Here is a 15,081-nt window from a genome sequence, read left to right on the forward strand (position 1 = left end):
CCCTTGTAAAGTCCCTTGGTTAAACTGGGCTTTGACCAAGTGAATGTGAAAACCCTCTAGCGGTTGATTTCGACAGTCTCGAGTGCTCGAGCGTGCAAAATCACATCTCATAAACCAAATACAGCTGTATAGATTTTTTTCTCGGCGGCTACCCACAGTTTCGGCCCTCAGTTTCTCGCGCACGCGCTCGAGCACGAGATCTGAGCAGAATCAGATTCCGTACCTAATTCTCACGCCAAAATGATTTTTAAAGATGGCCATACCCCTTGCGTTCGAGTTCTGCTTCCAGTTCGACATGCATCGCTTCGACAGTCTCCTCGTCGAAATGCTGTCCCGTCACTGCACCAGAGATCTCCGCGATTTCAGCGTGCCACTCACGCACTGCATCCGCAAGGGCTGCTAGAAGTTCTTCCTCGGTCTTGTCTACTCCATCAACTTCCTCAACGATCTGCCATCCCGGCTGAAAGTTTTCGATGACGTACCCCGTGTCCTCAAACTGAATTGCAAACCGCTCGCAGACTGCCCCAAACCCAGTTTCGAGACTGAGTAGTGGAATGATGTGGACGACACGATCGCGCTCTTCCAGCTCACGAAGATCCGCAACAGGGACAGCGGTTTCGGGGAGCACTGAATAGAGTGGTTCAGGAAGGGGAGGATCGCTCTCACCGGTTTCCGGCGGATCGTACTGGTCATTGATTGGATCGCCTTTCTCTTTCACGATGTCCGGCTCTTTGTCACTCGGCTCGTCGCTGAGGACCTCTTTCAAAATGGCGTAGAACCGCCATTCATCGCCGTAGTCATACAGATAGCATATGCGATCGTACTGTTCGAGCCCGAGTTGGCGGGTCATCTCGCCGATCGTCACGTCCCCAGCGTTCTCGATCCGCTCGGTACGCAACAGTGGGTCGCCACTGAGTGACTCCTCGTATTCCTGCGGACACTGGTATTTGACAGCACTGTTCCAGTAGTCCTCATCCTCTCCAACGAACCAGAGATGGCCCTGATCAAGTCCGACTGCGGGGTTGATCGCCGACTGCAACTCGGTGATCGTTCTGTCTGCACCGACGACGATATCCCGCCACAGCGATGTAGGATCCGGATCGAATTTGATGCGAAAGCGGTAGGCAGTCATCCTTGGAACTCTGTTCCTGTGTGGAAACTGGTGAGATCATCGATATGCTGTTCTAGGTCTTCGATTTCGTCACGGATCGTGTGCCAACTGGCAGTGGAAGACATATGACGTAGTTGCACAGTATCTGGACTAAACCTTGCTCACGGAGCCATCGGTACAGATACTATTGGGTAGTGATCTGTGAATAGGCATTCTGATGGATGGCCTCTGTCAAATACAGATATGGCTGAAACATATACACTCTGTGTTCAGATCGAGTCACACGAGTACTATGGCGAGTTCTATCTCGTAGGCGAGGGATATGGAACCCCAGCAGAGGTGCTGGACAACATCGCTGCCGATCATCTCTTGCGAATCTCGAACGCGTCGCGTATCGAAGAATACCTGCTTGATGTGCTGAAACAAGGAGAGAACGCAAGTGAGGGCGAATATAACGCGACAGACGCTGACATCGAATGCTGGATTCACGTCGACGTCTCCTACCAGAGATACGCCTTCGGTGTAGACGATAGAGTTGTCGAGTTTACCGGGGAACCGACCAAAAGCGAAATCGCCTCGACTGTCACGCAACTCCAGTCATAGACCGATCAATCGCTCACGGATCGAAGTGGTAAATGTAAGGGAGGTTAGCCTTCCCAGCGGGCATAATCTCTTCCAGTAGCTCGCGAACTTCGGATTCGGTGGGAGCACTCGTGACGATCCGGTCGTCGTAGATCGCTACATAGGCCTCGTTAAGTTCTAGCTCGCGCAGTTCGCGACCCAAGCTTCGGGCACGGGCTTTCCCCATCTCCTGATGGTAAATCCGCTCTAGTTCGTCGTTTTTCTCTCGCAACTGCTTGATCTCCGACGCATATCGCTCTCGGTTGCGCTTGTTCTTCATGTAGAAGCGCAACTCTTCGGTGTCTGTCTTTTTGTCTTCCTCAGGTGCTGGAAGCGAGTCTATTACGCCGAAGCGATGTTTGGCATCCTCGTACTCGTCGTCGATGTCCGCACTGAGCGAGCCCCCGAAGAGGATGTTCTTGATTCCGATCCAGCCATCGCAGACGATTTGGTCCTCGAACGGCAGCAGAACGACACTCGAAACCGGCACCGGAAGTTCAGATTCATCCCATAGGTCGGCAAACGGAAGCCGAGCCGGGCGGACTGCATATGCTTTCGGTGGTTCTGTCCAATCGAGGAAGATCGCGTCGTTCTCTCGATAGCGAACGACAACGAACTCTCCGGCGACGAAGTCAGTCCATGCTTCGACCTGTTCGAGATCAGCCTCCGATAGATCGGCAGGGTTCTCTTCAATAAAGTCCTCTATCAGGTCCGTCGTTTCCTCGTTATACAGCGTGTTTCGGAGCGGGAGAAGCTCGTCAGTGTAGTACTGTTCCAGATCAGCGACCGTTTCGATTTCTTCGATAACATCGAATTGGCCGTTGACGTATACCAACAGATGTGCGTAGAGATCCAGAAACCGTTGCTCGCTGTCTTCAGACAGCCGTCTGTCGGCTTCATTCATTAGTAATAGACGTGTTCACGGTCACACTAATCAGGCGTTTCGAACTTCAAGCAAGCCCGTCATCGATATTCCGAGATCGTACGATACGGGACATAGTACCCAATTTCATCGATCCATGTCGACAGCCACTCGTCAGCAGTCGTTTCATCGATCTTCCCAGCATCGATTGCAGCCAACAGAACCCCAACCGACCCGACAACGGTTACGCCCTGTTCTTTTGCAAACGATCGGGCATCCCCGTCGTCGGTTAGCAGTCGGCCGTCGTGTGCGTCAGCGAGGGCGAACGCCTGTGCTTCACCGGGATCAAGATGACTACTGACGACTGCTTCTCTGTTTGCGACTGTGTCCGAAATCGTCGCGACTGGAATCTGGTCGTCGAGTGTATCGAGTGCTGGCTGGAGATATGGATGATCATCAACGCCGTTTTCGAGTTCCTCGCGAACGACTGGAACCCCACAGATTCCAGAGAGTCCTGCAACAACCCACAGCTGGTCGATATAAGCAAAATTCGAGAGGACAGTCGTGTTCAGGACGCTCGGGTTCGCTGGAATATCGTCACCTGTCATTTCGCACGTGACTCTTCGTCGTCCGAGTCCTCATCACCGAATTCGAGCTCGCTCGCTGCCTCGACCTCGTAGGCTGCGTCGTCTTCGTCAACGAGCCCGAGGCGGAGTTCGACGCCATGCTCGCGGAGGATATCACGCATTGTCCAGCGGTCGACATCAGCGAGTCTCGCAGCATCACCGAGCGTGATCCGCTCGCGTTCGTAGAGAGCGACCGCAGCTGCAATACGCTCGTTTTCATGGTCCTCGAAATATTCACGCACGAACTCTCGCAGCGCATCGCTCTTGCCACCAAATACACCAGCCTCGACAGCACCCTCAATGAGGAGGTCGAGGTCGTCTGGATACGACCCGGTTATTCGTGGCATCGTTCTATTTCAGACTACGCCTTCATACTATTTATGAACTGCGCCAGAATGCTGTATGCATTGAGAGGGACGGTACCAACTTCTGCCGTTCCTGCCGCTCACTCAATAGGATAGTGGCGACAACGTGTGCCAATCATCTACTGTAGAGAGACCGACGACCGGCCGTCGAAAGGCAAGATCGGCACGGACGGTGAGCGCCCATGACGAGTGACACCAACGAGACGACCGTCGACGAGACTGAACCCGACTTTCGTGCTGCCCCGTGACGACCCATCCCGTCAGAACTCGAGTAGGCCAAAGAGACCGCTCGCGACGATCCGACATTCGAGGAGTTTGTTCACCTGTTGAGTGTGACTCCCGAGGCGCTCATCAAAATACTGTATGACGATCTAGAGTGGTGTGAGATCGAAGAGATGGCCTCACACATCCCGTCGACTACGTCACCAACGCCTTGGTTATCGCCCGTCGCGCCGGGTGGGAACTCGACAGTGTGACCTCCGAACGTGAGCGCCTCAAATTCGTCCCGTGGGGTGAGGCCGATGGGCGACGAAACGCTGATCTGACAACTATCGCTTCAAGAACACTGTCACGAAATCATTTATATGCGATGCAAACGTTTGCGCAAACGGTTACGCAAATGTCTACGACAACGAAACGCGCCGCCACGTTCCTCGACAAAGGCGGTACCGGGAAGACGACCTCTGCGGCCCATCTCGGCGTTGCACTCGCCGAAGCCGGCGAAGACGTGTTGCTGATCGACCTTGCTGGAAAACAGGGCGACCTCGCGAAACACTTCGGCGTGTGGGAAGAGGTGCAAGAGCAGATCGATGAGGATGACGACTGGCCGAACATTTCGACGGTTTTCGCCGAGGAGTGGGATCAGATCGCTACGAAACTCGGTGACGCGGCCGTCGAGAGCCTGATTATCGAGACCGACGAGGGCGTCGATCTGATTCCAGCCCATCCAGGGCTCGACTCGCTTGACGCCGACCTCGGGAACATCGACGATGCCCGCGAGCGATACTCAAGACTCGAACAGTTCCTCGATGAGTACATCGACGATCGCTACGACACCGTGATTATCGACCTACCGGGGTTGACGAACAACGTCTCGTACAACGGCCTGTGGGCAACCAAACACGTCATTGCGCCCGTCGAAATGGGGCCGTTTGAGAGCGAACAGGCGGCAGCACTCCGAAATGACCTCGAGAAGATTCACGATCGCTTCAACGTCTCCGTCGAACTGGCGATGGTCTTGCCGAACAAGGTCGACCGCCGGACTAACCTCGCGAATGAATACCTGGAAGCCTTCGACGAAGACTATGCCGACGCGATCGCGCCCGCACACGTCCCCGTCAGCCAGGACATTCGCAACGCCGCCGACGACGGCCAGACGGTCTTCGCACTCGAGGAACCGTCCACGACTGCCGAACGCGCACGCGAGGCATTCCTCGAGAACGCAACCGCACTCCAGCGTCGCCTGGATGGTTCAGCATGACCGACGATGCTGAACTCGAGGAACTCAAAGCGGCGACCCAACGCGGCGACCGCAACGATGAAGTCGACACTGAGGGGCCGACGACGTTCACCGACGAGATCGTTGATGCGCTCGAGGCGATCGAACAGGGCGAGTTGGGGAAAACGATCGCTGTCCGTGACCAACCAATCGCCGCGTTACTGGCGACGCTCGATGCCGACGGGAACGAAGACAGAATGCAGTCGGTCGGACAGGCACTCGAGGACGAACTCGGACGCGAGCACTCCGAGGTGTTCGACCGAAGTGAAATCGTCCGGCTTGCCCTCCGAGTCGGGCTCCAGGCTGCCGCCGAGGAGACGATGGTTGACTTGAACGACGCTGTTGGTGAACACGCCCGACAGAACCTGTAACGCTCGTTTTCGGTATCGCACACGTTCACGTTATCGTTCGCGTTTTCGCCTCCGCATTCGTGTGCGTTTGCGCTTACGTTTGCGCTTACGTTTTCGCATATGTTATAGATATCGTTTGCATGGGAGTCAGCCAGCAGAGAGAATGTACATGCAGCCGCCTCGAGAGAATTGGTACGTAAACACGACCGTCCCAGATCGCACTAGGAATCGGGCAAGTCATAGTCAAAACCGACTACGACAAACTCGGGGAATACTCGGTATCCGCTGTTAGAAGGAAGTTCGGGAGATACACTGCTGATAGTGATCAGACCGGTGTGTCGGAAATCGATATGCGGGGCGGCCAGAACAAAATTCCTCGAGAGAAACTAACCACTGCACTGTACGAGTTGGCTGACGAAGTCGGAGGATCACCCACTAGAGAACAAATGATCGAGTGTATCAGATACTCGGAGAGAGCATCTCGATGCGAGTTTGGAAGGTGAAACAAGGTGCTACTGGAGTTAGGATCTGAACCGCCACGTTGACGAGCTGACACTCGCCGCGAATTGGCCAGATTCATTCGTGGGATATCTCAAAGCCACTCCCTCCCCCCGTCATCGATGTGTAAAACTGTGCAGAAGGAGTGGGGGTAAGAACGAGAAAGCTTCTAAAAGCATCAATACCCCCAGAAACTCGCCGGAGACAGGCTCAAGATCCAGAATTGCGTTTGAATAACAAATGCCTAATATATAGGAAAGTTTTATGTGTGATACACGACAACCAGATCCGTAGTAGAACTAAGAACAAGAGTTAGGAAGAATACACTTCGACTAACCGAACATCGACAACATCTATTGTAGTTCTTGTTCCATTCGCTTTCAGTGTCGTTTTCAGGACTCTTGTGGTCTCTTTCTCCCATCGAGCCATCATCATCTCCAGATAGAAACCCCACCTTCCCGTGATTTACACATCGATGACGGGGGGAGGGGGTCACGAATTCTCCTATTGAACGGTTTCTCTCGCATATCTCCTGACCCCTCAGTCTGATCGACGATCCATGTCTCCACTCCTCTCGAGTACCTTACCTCCTAGCAGGTCGGGTTTACACATCGAACACGGGGGGAGGGGCACACAAAACAGTCTCTAAATGCCTAATTTGTTCTACTGCTTGTGGAACTCATCCAGTTGTGCGTTGACGATTGTCTGGAGGAGATTCTTTTGCTCAACGATCCCCTCTAACCGCGTGTCGTCGACGATCCGGTTCATTATCGCTTTCGGATCTCCCGTGAAAGTAAATTCCATGTACATTCCTCCTCCTCGTCCTCGACTCTTTCGCGATGTTGAAATCAATCCATAGGTAGAGAGCTCCTTGACGTATTTGACGTACGTCTCTCGCGTCATCTGGTCTGCATCGAGCTCATCAGTGACCCACTGATAGACTTTGAACCCGACCGGGCTTGGGACAGAACTCCCTGTTTGTTTCGAGTAGCAGACGACAGCTGCGGTCGCGTACAGCGAGATTTTCTTTTGCGTGGTAAGCCCCTCTACGAGTTTCAGTGAGCGATCTTTGTCGATCTCCTCTTGGGACTCACGAACGTGGTCCTCTGTGACTATCTCGTTTCCACGCTCATCCGCAAGGTCGCCAGCACCTCGGAAGAGGTCGATAGCCTTTCGTGCGTCACCGTGGCTTTGCGCTGCGAACGCCGCTACAAGCGGAATCACGTCATCCTCGAGGGCGTCTTGTCGGAAGGCGTCACGACGATTTTCGAGGATTTCACGCAACTGGTTCGCATCGTAATCAGGAAAGTAAATATCTCGTGGGTTGAACGAACTCTCGGCCCGTCCGTCGATGTCCTCCATGAACTTCGGGTCATTTGTTAACGCTGCGACCGAGACACGTCCTTCAATTTCGTTCGTATTACTCGCGCGCGACAGCTGATACAGTAGCTTCGAATAGGCGGGTTCTTCGTTTGCTCGGCGGCCGACAAGCAGGTCGATCTCGTCGAGGATAAAGATGACTGAGTCGTAGTATTCGTTGATGAGTTCGTACAGCCGTCTATACTTGCGCTTCGTGGAGACACCCGTTTCAGGAACGCCGATGTCGACATCGACATCTTTCGCGACGGTCTGGACGAGTTCATAGACCGCTTGGTCCAGAGTATTAATCGGCTGGCAGTTTATATCGACGACTCCGAACCGTTCTCCCTTCGACTTACAGAGTTCGATTATCTGTTGTGTGACTGCTCCGATGATGAGTGATTTCCCCGTCCCGGCGGGCCCGTACAGTAGCATGTTCGGAGGGCGATTTCCTTGGAGGGTCGGTTTCAGAAACGAAACGACCGATTCGAGCTGATCGTCACGACCAACTATCCGTTCTTCGTCGATTATCGTGTCTGGCTCAACGAGATCTCGATTGACGAAAACCGATGATTCCCCCTCATCGTCGAGCATTTCCCGAATTGATCGCTGGGTACTATCTTTAGTAGATGTGTCATTCCTTTCGGATGCAATCTCATCTGTGGACTCCCCACCAGACGTGTTTGTTTGCCCACCGCCATCTTCTGACCGAGTTCCACCATCGAGAGTAGATTGATTCGCACCATCCTGATTACTACCGACCATATACTTGCTGCTCAATCGAGCACTAAAAAGATTCACCTCCATCGATGTTTATCTGGTGGATCTAGAGTGCATAAAGCGAGTATTCGACTGTTCCATGTTTCTGGAGAGTAGACCTCCACCGAAGTATAGCCGTCCGGAGGCTCCCCGTCGTCGATGTGTAAATCGTGCTCCCTCGATTTCCTATGAACCTGTGCGTTATGTTTCTGTCACTATGCTCCCCACTCCCCGCCATCGATGTGTAAGCTATGCGTCTGACACCCCGTCTTCGAAGTGTAACTGTCATCTCACACCCCCCGCCATCGATGTGAAAACCGGTTCCTTCTGGCATTCTCTGTGATGCTTCTTACTGGTTTTTGATTCGTACACGGGGAGCTAAGCCTGACTTCCAAGCTTACTACTCGAAAGCGGGACAGAGATTTAACATTCTTCTCAAACTACAAGTCAGGTCTGACGGGTCCTTTATATCGTGATTGTCTGGTATTCTGAGGTTCGATCACTGAACGCCGGCTACCCTGCGCTGGGCGCGACGACGACCAGTTCGTCACCTTCGTCAACGAGGTCCTGATCGATCTTGAGGAGCGGTACGGAGTGGCCACACTGAGCGATGACCGCGTCCAAGAGCTGACGAACCGATACTACCGGGGATTCGAAATCCGTCAGGAACTCGACGAACTAGCGAATGACCTCATCCTCGAAGTCACGGAGATCAGGGATCGAATTACGTATCTTAAGAGTTCAGCCCGATATCATCGCTCGAGAACCTCAGTATCGGGGTGTTTCCCAGCTGGACCGGCAACTGCCTTCGCACGCTCGAGTTCACGGATCTCTTGTTGAGCCTGCCGTTCGAGCAGTTCGGCTTGCCGACACCGTTCACGAGCAATGTCGTCGACAACGTCCTCGTCATCGATCGTGAACCGCTTACCACGGTGATCGATCTGCTCGAGCATCAGTACCGATCCTCGGCTTCGTCCACTGCAGCATCTCGAGCGTCCGCTTGGAGGTGCTCGTAGCGGACCTCACAGCTGTCCGAACAGAACCGACCAGCATATCCTGCCCGATCGCGAGCAGGTTCTGAACACGTCGGCATCCGACACTCATTGCGGTCAGTCATCTGCCGATCCCTCGGTTCAGGAGCTGAGGTGTTTCAGTGGCTGTCGATGTGATTGCTGTCTCTCGTTGTCTCATGGGTTGCTACGGTGGACTCCCTTCGAGCCCCCGTACCCCTTCTGGGGGATACAAACCGTCTCGAGTAACGAGGTCGATCGACGGTTAGTGGCTGAACGTGCCATCTGGCGCAGGGACAAGTCCCGTCCGGATCTCGAGGTCGACACGGCGAAGATGCTTGCAGCCATTGTTTGGCTGGCGCTGCTCGAAATTGACCTCGTAGAGCGGACCCAGTTTTGCAAAGCCGACGTCCAGCCTTTCGTTCAGTGCACGGCGTGTTCGTGGGTCGTTGATCGAGTAGTCTCCTGCCTCGAGTGCAGTCTCCGGCTGAAAATCATCACAGTGGCCGGTGAACCCGTCGCGGCGGTTGCGTTCTTGGACGCACTTCCTGCAACAACTTCTCCAAGAGAAAATAGAGTTCGCCAATCCTGGCTGGGCTGTAGGTTGAGCCGTTTAATTCTGTGCCTGTGCTGTGAGTAAGTTGCCTTGTTGAACGCAAGACAGCGTCGGGTGGGGTTGCTGATCTACAATTTCACGGCGTTAGAGACGACTTTTCGACCTCAGAAGATGCAGTAGCTGTCACTCACAGCGATTGCTGATGAGTCAAAACTATGGTACCTTGCTCCGTTGTTCCGGTGACGACGGCGATGCTTCTCCCGGATACGTCCGGAGAAGGGGAGCAGGCGGCGAGCCTAACTCGCCGCCTGCGTCAGGTTATGCACGATGCACTTGCGAGTCAGCTCCCGGAACTGGCCGTGCCAGCTCCGGGAGCGCAGCTTCTCGCCGTCGTCTTCCTTCAACTGCGAGAAGCCTGTCTCACTCATCCAGCGCTGGTTGTAGTCATCGTTCATTCGGGCGTTGTGGGCCTTCTGCAACGGTGTCTGCTCCCTGTGCTTGATCAACGGTCGCGTTGACTCGGAGCGACACTCCTCACGGAGGTCGCTCCACGAGTAGTTCGCGTCAGCAGACAACACACGCAGGTCTTCCGCATTCCGGCGGAAGACCTGCATCCCGATGTGGCCGTCCCAGGCCTTCTGCGTCGTAAAATGAACGTCCTTGATCGCCAGTGAGTTCACGTCGATCAAGATCGTTGTCTTCATCGACTGGAATGAGTAGTTCGCTCGGTCGCGGTAGTGGTAGCTGGTTTGATCGCGCTGGAAGCCACTTGCATCAATCGCAGCTTCACCACTCCAGCCCGCCTGCTCCGCGCTTCGGCGGAGCAGGCGGCGGAGTTCACGCATCCGATACTCGTCTTCCCACCGGCAGAACGAACTGTAGTGCGGTGCCTCGTCGAGATCGAATACAGCAAGAACACCTGGCATCTCGTTGAGGTAGTCTTCAGTTTCACGGAGGCTCTTCTCCAGTTCGACGCGGAACAGAATTAACGCGATCTGTGTCCACTTGGCGTACCCGTCCGCGCCGTCCGGCGCGGCGGGTACGTCCGGATTGTCAACGTGCTGTTTGGCAAGGTCTCGACACATTCGCGCTAGCCGTCTGAGCGATGCCATATCGCCAGACGGCGTCCATTTCCCAGTTAATCTGACGGAAGATAACCGTGAGAGCGTCTGAGGCTGTCGTCATTCGGCGGCAAAACAAGGCAATTTTACGGCGTTAGAGACGACTTTTCGACCTCAGAAGATGCAGTAGCTGTCAGTCACAGCGATTGCTGATGAGTCAAAACTATGGTACCTTGCTCCGTTGTTCCGGTGACGACGGCGATGCCTCTCCCGGATACGTCCGGAAAAGGGGAGCAGGCGGCGAGCCCTAACTCGCCGCCTGCGTTAGGTTATGCACGATGCACTTGCGAGTTAGCTCCCGGAACTGGCCGTGCCAGCTCCGGGAGCGGAGCTTCTCGCCGTCGTCTTGCTTCAACTGCGAGAAGCCGGTTTCACTCATCCAGCGCTGGTTGTAGTCCTCGTTCATCCGGGCGTTGTGAGCCTTCTGTAACGGTGTCTGTTCCCTGTGCTTGATCAACGGTCGAGTTGAGTTGGAGCGACACTCCTCGCGGAGGTCGCTCCACGAGTAGTTTGCGTCAGCAGACAACACACGCAGGTCTTCCGCGTTCCGGCGGAAGACCTGCATCCCAATGTGACCATCCCACGCCTTCTGCGTCGTAAAATGAACGTCCTTGATTGCTAGCGAGTTTACGTCGATCAAGATCGTCGTCTTCAGCGACCGATACGAGAAGCCTGCCCGGTCACGGTAATGATGGCTGGTTTGATCGCGCTGGAAGCCACTCGCGTCAATCGCGGCTTCGCCACTCCAGCCCGCCTGCTCCGCGCTTCGGCGGAGCAGGCGGCGGAGTTCACGCATTCGATACTGTTGTTCCCATCGGGACAGCGAACTGTAGTGCGGTGCCTCGTCGAGATCAAATACAGCAAGAACAGCTGGCATCTCGTTGAGGTAGTCTTCAGTTTCACGGAGGCTCTTCTCCAGTTCTACGCGGAACAGAATCAACGCGATCTGTGTCCACTTGGCGTACCCGTCCGCGCCGTCCGGCGCGGCGGGTACGTCCGGATCGTCAACGTGCTGTTTGGCAAGGTCTCGACACATTCGCGCTAGCCGTCTGAGCGATGCCATATCGCCAGACGGCGTCCATTTCCCGGTTAATCTGACGGAAGATAACCGTGAGAGCGTCTGAGACTGTCGTCATTCGGCGGCAAAACAAGGCAGAGTAAGTCCTCTACCGAAAAAGCAGGTCGAGTGCCTCGGGGCTTGACCCCGAGGCGGTTCACTACTTAGGACGTTCGTTGAATCCGCCACAGTCTGACCGCTTTCCTACGGTGTCGGCCTGACTGATGACTGCTTCGGTGGCGTCGTCGAGACCTGCCTTCGTGAGCTGACGGTCTCTCTGTTATCATCCCTCGACGGGATAATACTCGTCGTCGTTCAGCGCATCGGGGATCGCCTCGTGGTCGACAGTGATGGCCATACCCTTACAGCGGGCGAGTGCGAGCATCGCCGTCGCGTCGAGAGCGACAGCTTTCTGGACTGGATCGGCGTCACGGGCGCTGGCGACATGGTCACGGTGGAACTCGAGCAGCCCTTCGATGCCGGCCAAGACATCTGATTTGGAATCAGCGAGAAGTCCTCGAACGAATCGGATATAGGCGTCATAGCGTGCCCTGTCCCAGTCGCTCCCATGCTCGGCTACATTCTGTTCGAGCGTCTCGAGATGCTGTTCGGCGGTGTCGTTATCGAGAACGATCGAGCTTAGCGACCGCGCGAGGTCAATTCGGTGGGCGAACTCACGCTTGTCGAGTTCGTCTACGAACGGCTCTGTAGTCCGGGCGTATACCGTTTCGGTGGTGTCTTCGACGTTCTGGCGGGCTAGCAGGGCGGCGAACAGCCCATCGACGTAGTCGCTCCACGGCCCTGGTGATGCTGGGCTTCGTGGTTCCTCTTCGTACTTCGAGTCCCATTTGCTGTTTGCATAGATCGGCCACTCTTCGGTTAGCGCCCGAAACCAGTCGCTGGCACCATCGACATCGCCCAGCGCAAGCAGGCCGACGGCGACCGCCTGTGCCCGATTGGGTCGGGTGACGACGGCAGCTTCGATGCCGTCTTTGCCGTCCAACAGGCGGTTACGTTCCGTCGACACCAGGTCGGCTACTGCATGTCGTATCATTGTGGTTGGAGTCGGCTTCGGAACCTCGTGACACCTCTCGTTATCTTTCGTTCCCTACTGGATAGTATTCGTCGTCGTTCAGCGCGTCCGGAATGGCGTCGTGGTCAACGGTGATGGCCATTCCCTCCCGGTGGGCCAGTGCCAGCATCGCCGTTGCATCCAGTGCGACTGCGTTGTCGACCGCGTCCACACCGCTTCCACCAACAAGATGCGTCTGATGGAACGTCAGAAGGGCGTCGATGCCGGCCGAGACCTTCGGCTCCGACCTCGTCTGGAGTCCGCGAAGTGTTTGTGCGTAGGCGTGGTACCTGTCGTGGTCCCAGTCGTTTCCGCGTTCGTCGACGCGCTGTTCGAGAGTGTCGACGAAATCCGATAGCGATGGATCGGCCACGATGTAACCGCTGAGTGACCGCACGAGGTCAACCCGGAACGCCAGGTCTCGATTCTCCAGTTCGTCGACAAACTCCTCGGTCGCCCGCTTGTGGACTGTATCGGCGACATCTTCGACTTCCCCTCGTCCCAGTAGCGCACAGTAGATGACGTTGACGTAGTCTTCCCAGGGCCCCCGCTGGGCCGACTGTCTGGGTTCCTTCTCGTACTGTGCGTCCCAACTGTTGCCTGCGTAGATGAGCAACTCCGCTGTCAGTGCTCGAAACCAGGCTTTGGCCTCGTCGACATCGCCCAGCGCAAGCAGGCCGACGGCGACCGTCTGTGCCCGATTGGGTCGGGTAACGACGGCAGCTTCGATACCGTCTTTGCCGTCCAACAGGCAGTTACGTTCCGTCGACACTAGGTCGGCTACTGCATGTCGTATCATTGTGGTTGGAGTCGGCTTCGGAATCTCGTGATACCCCTCGTTATCGTTCGTTCCCTACTGGATAGTATTCGTCGTCGTTCAGCGCGTCGGGTATGAGTTCGTCCTCGATAGTGATGGCCATGCCCTCGCGGCGCGCGAGTGCGAGCATCGCTGTCGCGTCGAGGGCGACGGCTTTCTGGACGGCGTCGGCGTCTCGGGCGCTGGCCACGTGGTCCCGATGGAACTCGAGAAGTCCGTCAATGCCGGCTTCGACCTCGGAGACATCGGTACCGTTGAGTCCTCGGAGGACCCTGACGTAGGGTAGATACCGCGCGACAGCCCACGGTTTGTCCTGCTCTTTCACGGCATTTTCGAGCGCCGTCGCGTGTTCCTCGACCGTTCCGGTGTCGAGGAGATAACTGCTCAGAGCGCGGGCCAGATCGATGCGGTGGGCCAGAGACCGGTTTTCGAGGTCGTCAATGAATGCTGCCGTAGCACGCTCGTTGGCTTCTTCTTGCTCTGTTGCAGCGTCGAATAGCACCAGTTTCAGCCTTGTTCTCGGCTGATTTCCGTGAGGCTTGTGGGGAATTGGACGCCGTCTTGCGATATGAGGTCGAAACGACCGATCATACGGCAGTGTAAGAATCTTGCCAAACAGCACGTGGATAACCCTGACGAACCCGCTGCGCCGGACGGCGCCAGCGGGTTCGCCGAGTGGACTCAGATCGCGTTTATCCTCTTGCATGCGGAACTCGACAAAGATTTCCGAGAGACTGAAGCATGGTTCAATGACTCCAGAGCCATCCGTGAAGAGCTTAACATCGACAAATCGCCGGATCACACCACGCTCTGTCGATGGGAGCAACAGGTCGACATGCGTGAACTCCGCAGCCTGCTCCGCCGCAGTGCGGAGCAGGCTGGCTGGTCGGGAACAGCAGCAATCGACGCCAGTGGCTTCCAGCGAGATCAAACCAGCTATCATTACCGGAATCGTGCTGGCTTCTCGTTTCACAAGCTGAAGACAACGATTTTGGTCGATACAGAGTCACTGGCGATCAAAGACGTTCATTTCACGACGAAGCGCAAGTGGGACGGACACATCGGCTTGCAGGTCTATCGGCGCAACGCCGAAGACCTGCAAGAGTTCCTTGCAGATGCGAACTATTCGTGGTCAGATCTCAGAGAGGAGTGTCGCGCTGGCGCGACACGACCGCTAATCAAACACAGAGAGCACAATGCGCTGAAGAAAGCGCATAACGCTCGGATGGACGAAGATCTGTACCATCAGCGGACACTGAGTGAGACTGCGTTCTCACTGCTGAAGGATGACGGTGAGAAGTTACGCTCTCGGAGCTGGCACGGCCAGTTCCGAGAGCTCACGCGCAAGTGTATCGTGCATAACCTATCGCAGGCGGCGAGTTAGGGCTCGCCGCCTGCT

The 15,081-nt window shown here is 55.5% G+C and carries 16 protein-coding genes and 1 pseudogene; 4 read left to right on the forward strand and 13 right to left on the reverse strand.

Annotation, left to right across the window (positions count from 1 at the left end; translation table 11 throughout):
• Positions 1-247: 247 nt before the first annotated feature.
• On the reverse strand, positions 248-1,132 hold the full coding sequence (locus E2L06_RS20075; protein ID WP_138783307.1) for a plasmid pRiA4b ORF-3 family protein: 885 nt from the start codon (positions 1,130-1,132) through the stop codon (positions 248-250).
• A 222-nt stretch (positions 1,133-1,354) separates the two neighbouring features.
• Between E2L06_RS20075 and E2L06_RS20080 the strand changes: the two genes are divergently transcribed.
• Entirely contained in the window at positions 1,355-1,714 is a 360-nt protein-coding gene (locus tag E2L06_RS20080) for a hypothetical protein (protein ID WP_138783308.1), read from the forward strand.
• 13 nt (positions 1,715-1,727) lie between these two features.
• Here the strand turns inward: E2L06_RS20080 and E2L06_RS22625 are convergent, their stop codons facing one another.
• Genes E2L06_RS22625 through E2L06_RS20095 form a run of 3 tightly spaced genes read right to left on the reverse strand, consistent with a single transcriptional unit; the run spans position 1,728 to position 3,567 of the window.
• A complete protein-coding gene (locus tag E2L06_RS22625) occupies positions 1,728-2,636 on the reverse strand; it encodes a hypothetical protein (protein ID WP_138783309.1) in 909 nt (302 codons plus the stop codon).
• Positions 2,637-2,695: 59 nt separating this feature from the next.
• Complete coding sequence (locus E2L06_RS20090) at positions 2,696-3,202, reverse strand: twitching motility protein PilT (RefSeq protein WP_138783310.1); 507 nt, start codon at positions 3,200-3,202, stop codon at positions 2,696-2,698.
• Positions 3,199-3,567: a UPF0175 family protein gene (locus tag E2L06_RS20095; RefSeq protein WP_138783311.1), complete on the reverse strand. Its 369-nt coding sequence runs from the start codon at positions 3,565-3,567 to the stop codon at positions 3,199-3,201. The genes E2L06_RS20090 and E2L06_RS20095 overlap by 4 nt, the downstream gene beginning before the upstream one ends.
• 637 nt (positions 3,568-4,204) lie before the next feature.
• On the opposite strand from E2L06_RS20095, the gene E2L06_RS20100 reads away from it, so the two are divergent.
• Together E2L06_RS20100 and E2L06_RS20105 are read left to right on the forward strand one after the other, a co-directional pair.
• Positions 4,205-5,065: a ParA family protein gene (locus tag E2L06_RS20100; RefSeq protein WP_138783312.1), complete on the forward strand. Its 861-nt coding sequence runs from the start codon at positions 4,205-4,207 to the stop codon at positions 5,063-5,065.
• Complete coding sequence (locus E2L06_RS20105; protein ID WP_138783313.1) at positions 5,062-5,454, forward strand: hypothetical protein; 393 nt, start codon at positions 5,062-5,064, stop codon at positions 5,452-5,454. Before E2L06_RS20100 ends, E2L06_RS20105 begins: the two co-directional genes overlap by 4 nt.
• Before the next feature lie 1,140 nt (positions 5,455-6,594).
• Here E2L06_RS20105 and E2L06_RS20110 read toward each other — a convergent pair.
• From E2L06_RS20110 to E2L06_RS20145, 9 genes and pseudogenes are all read right to left on the reverse strand, one after another.
• Positions 6,595-7,884 carry an orc1/cdc6 family replication initiation protein gene (locus E2L06_RS20110; RefSeq protein WP_171052449.1) on the reverse strand — a complete coding sequence of 430 codons (1,290 nt, stop codon included), beginning with the start codon at positions 7,882-7,884 and terminating at the stop codon, positions 6,595-6,597.
• A 917-nt stretch (positions 7,885-8,801) separates the two neighbouring features.
• Entirely contained in the window at positions 8,802-9,002 is a 201-nt protein-coding gene (locus E2L06_RS20115) for a hypothetical protein (RefSeq protein ID WP_138783315.1), read from the reverse strand.
• Entirely contained in the window at positions 9,002-9,166 is a 165-nt protein-coding gene (locus tag E2L06_RS22145; RefSeq protein ID WP_171052445.1) for a hypothetical protein, read from the reverse strand. The genes E2L06_RS20115 and E2L06_RS22145 overlap by 1 nt, the downstream gene beginning before the upstream one ends.
• Positions 9,167-9,324: 158 nt before the next feature.
• Positions 9,325-9,624: pseudogene (locus E2L06_RS22630) on the reverse strand (hypothetical protein); the annotation flags it as partial.
• 287 nt (positions 9,625-9,911) lie between these two features.
• Positions 9,912-10,727: an IS5 family transposase gene (locus E2L06_RS20125; RefSeq protein ID WP_138783316.1), complete on the reverse strand. Its 816-nt coding sequence runs from the start codon at positions 10,725-10,727 to the stop codon at positions 9,912-9,914.
• Between the two features lie 256 nt (positions 10,728-10,983).
• Positions 10,984-11,799, reverse strand: coding sequence for an IS5 family transposase (locus E2L06_RS20130; protein ID WP_138783317.1), 816 nt, complete (start codon positions 11,797-11,799; stop codon positions 10,984-10,986).
• A 277-nt stretch (positions 11,800-12,076) separates the two neighbouring features.
• Positions 12,077-12,820: an Imm49 family immunity protein gene (locus E2L06_RS20135; RefSeq protein WP_171052446.1), complete on the reverse strand. Its 744-nt coding sequence runs from the start codon at positions 12,818-12,820 to the stop codon at positions 12,077-12,079.
• Between the two features lie 67 nt (positions 12,821-12,887).
• Positions 12,888-13,637, reverse strand: coding sequence for an immunity 49 family protein (locus E2L06_RS20140; RefSeq protein ID WP_171052447.1), 750 nt, complete (start codon positions 13,635-13,637; stop codon positions 12,888-12,890).
• A gap of 67 nt (positions 13,638-13,704) precedes the next feature.
• A complete protein-coding gene (locus E2L06_RS20145; RefSeq protein ID WP_171052448.1) occupies positions 13,705-14,184 on the reverse strand; it encodes an Imm49 family immunity protein in 480 nt (159 codons plus the stop codon).
• 66 nt (positions 14,185-14,250) lie between these two features.
• On the opposite strand from E2L06_RS20145, the gene E2L06_RS20150 reads away from it, so the two are divergent.
• On the forward strand, positions 14,251-15,066 hold the full coding sequence (locus tag E2L06_RS20150) for an IS5-like element ISNpe14 family transposase (protein WP_015298633.1): 816 nt from the start codon (positions 14,251-14,253) through the stop codon (positions 15,064-15,066).
• Positions 15,067-15,081 lie beyond the last annotated feature (15 nt).

Origin of the sequence: Haloterrigena sp. H1, assembly GCF_005938085.1 — an archaeon.
Classification (GTDB): domain Archaea; phylum Halobacteriota; class Halobacteria; order Halobacteriales; family Natrialbaceae; genus Natrinema.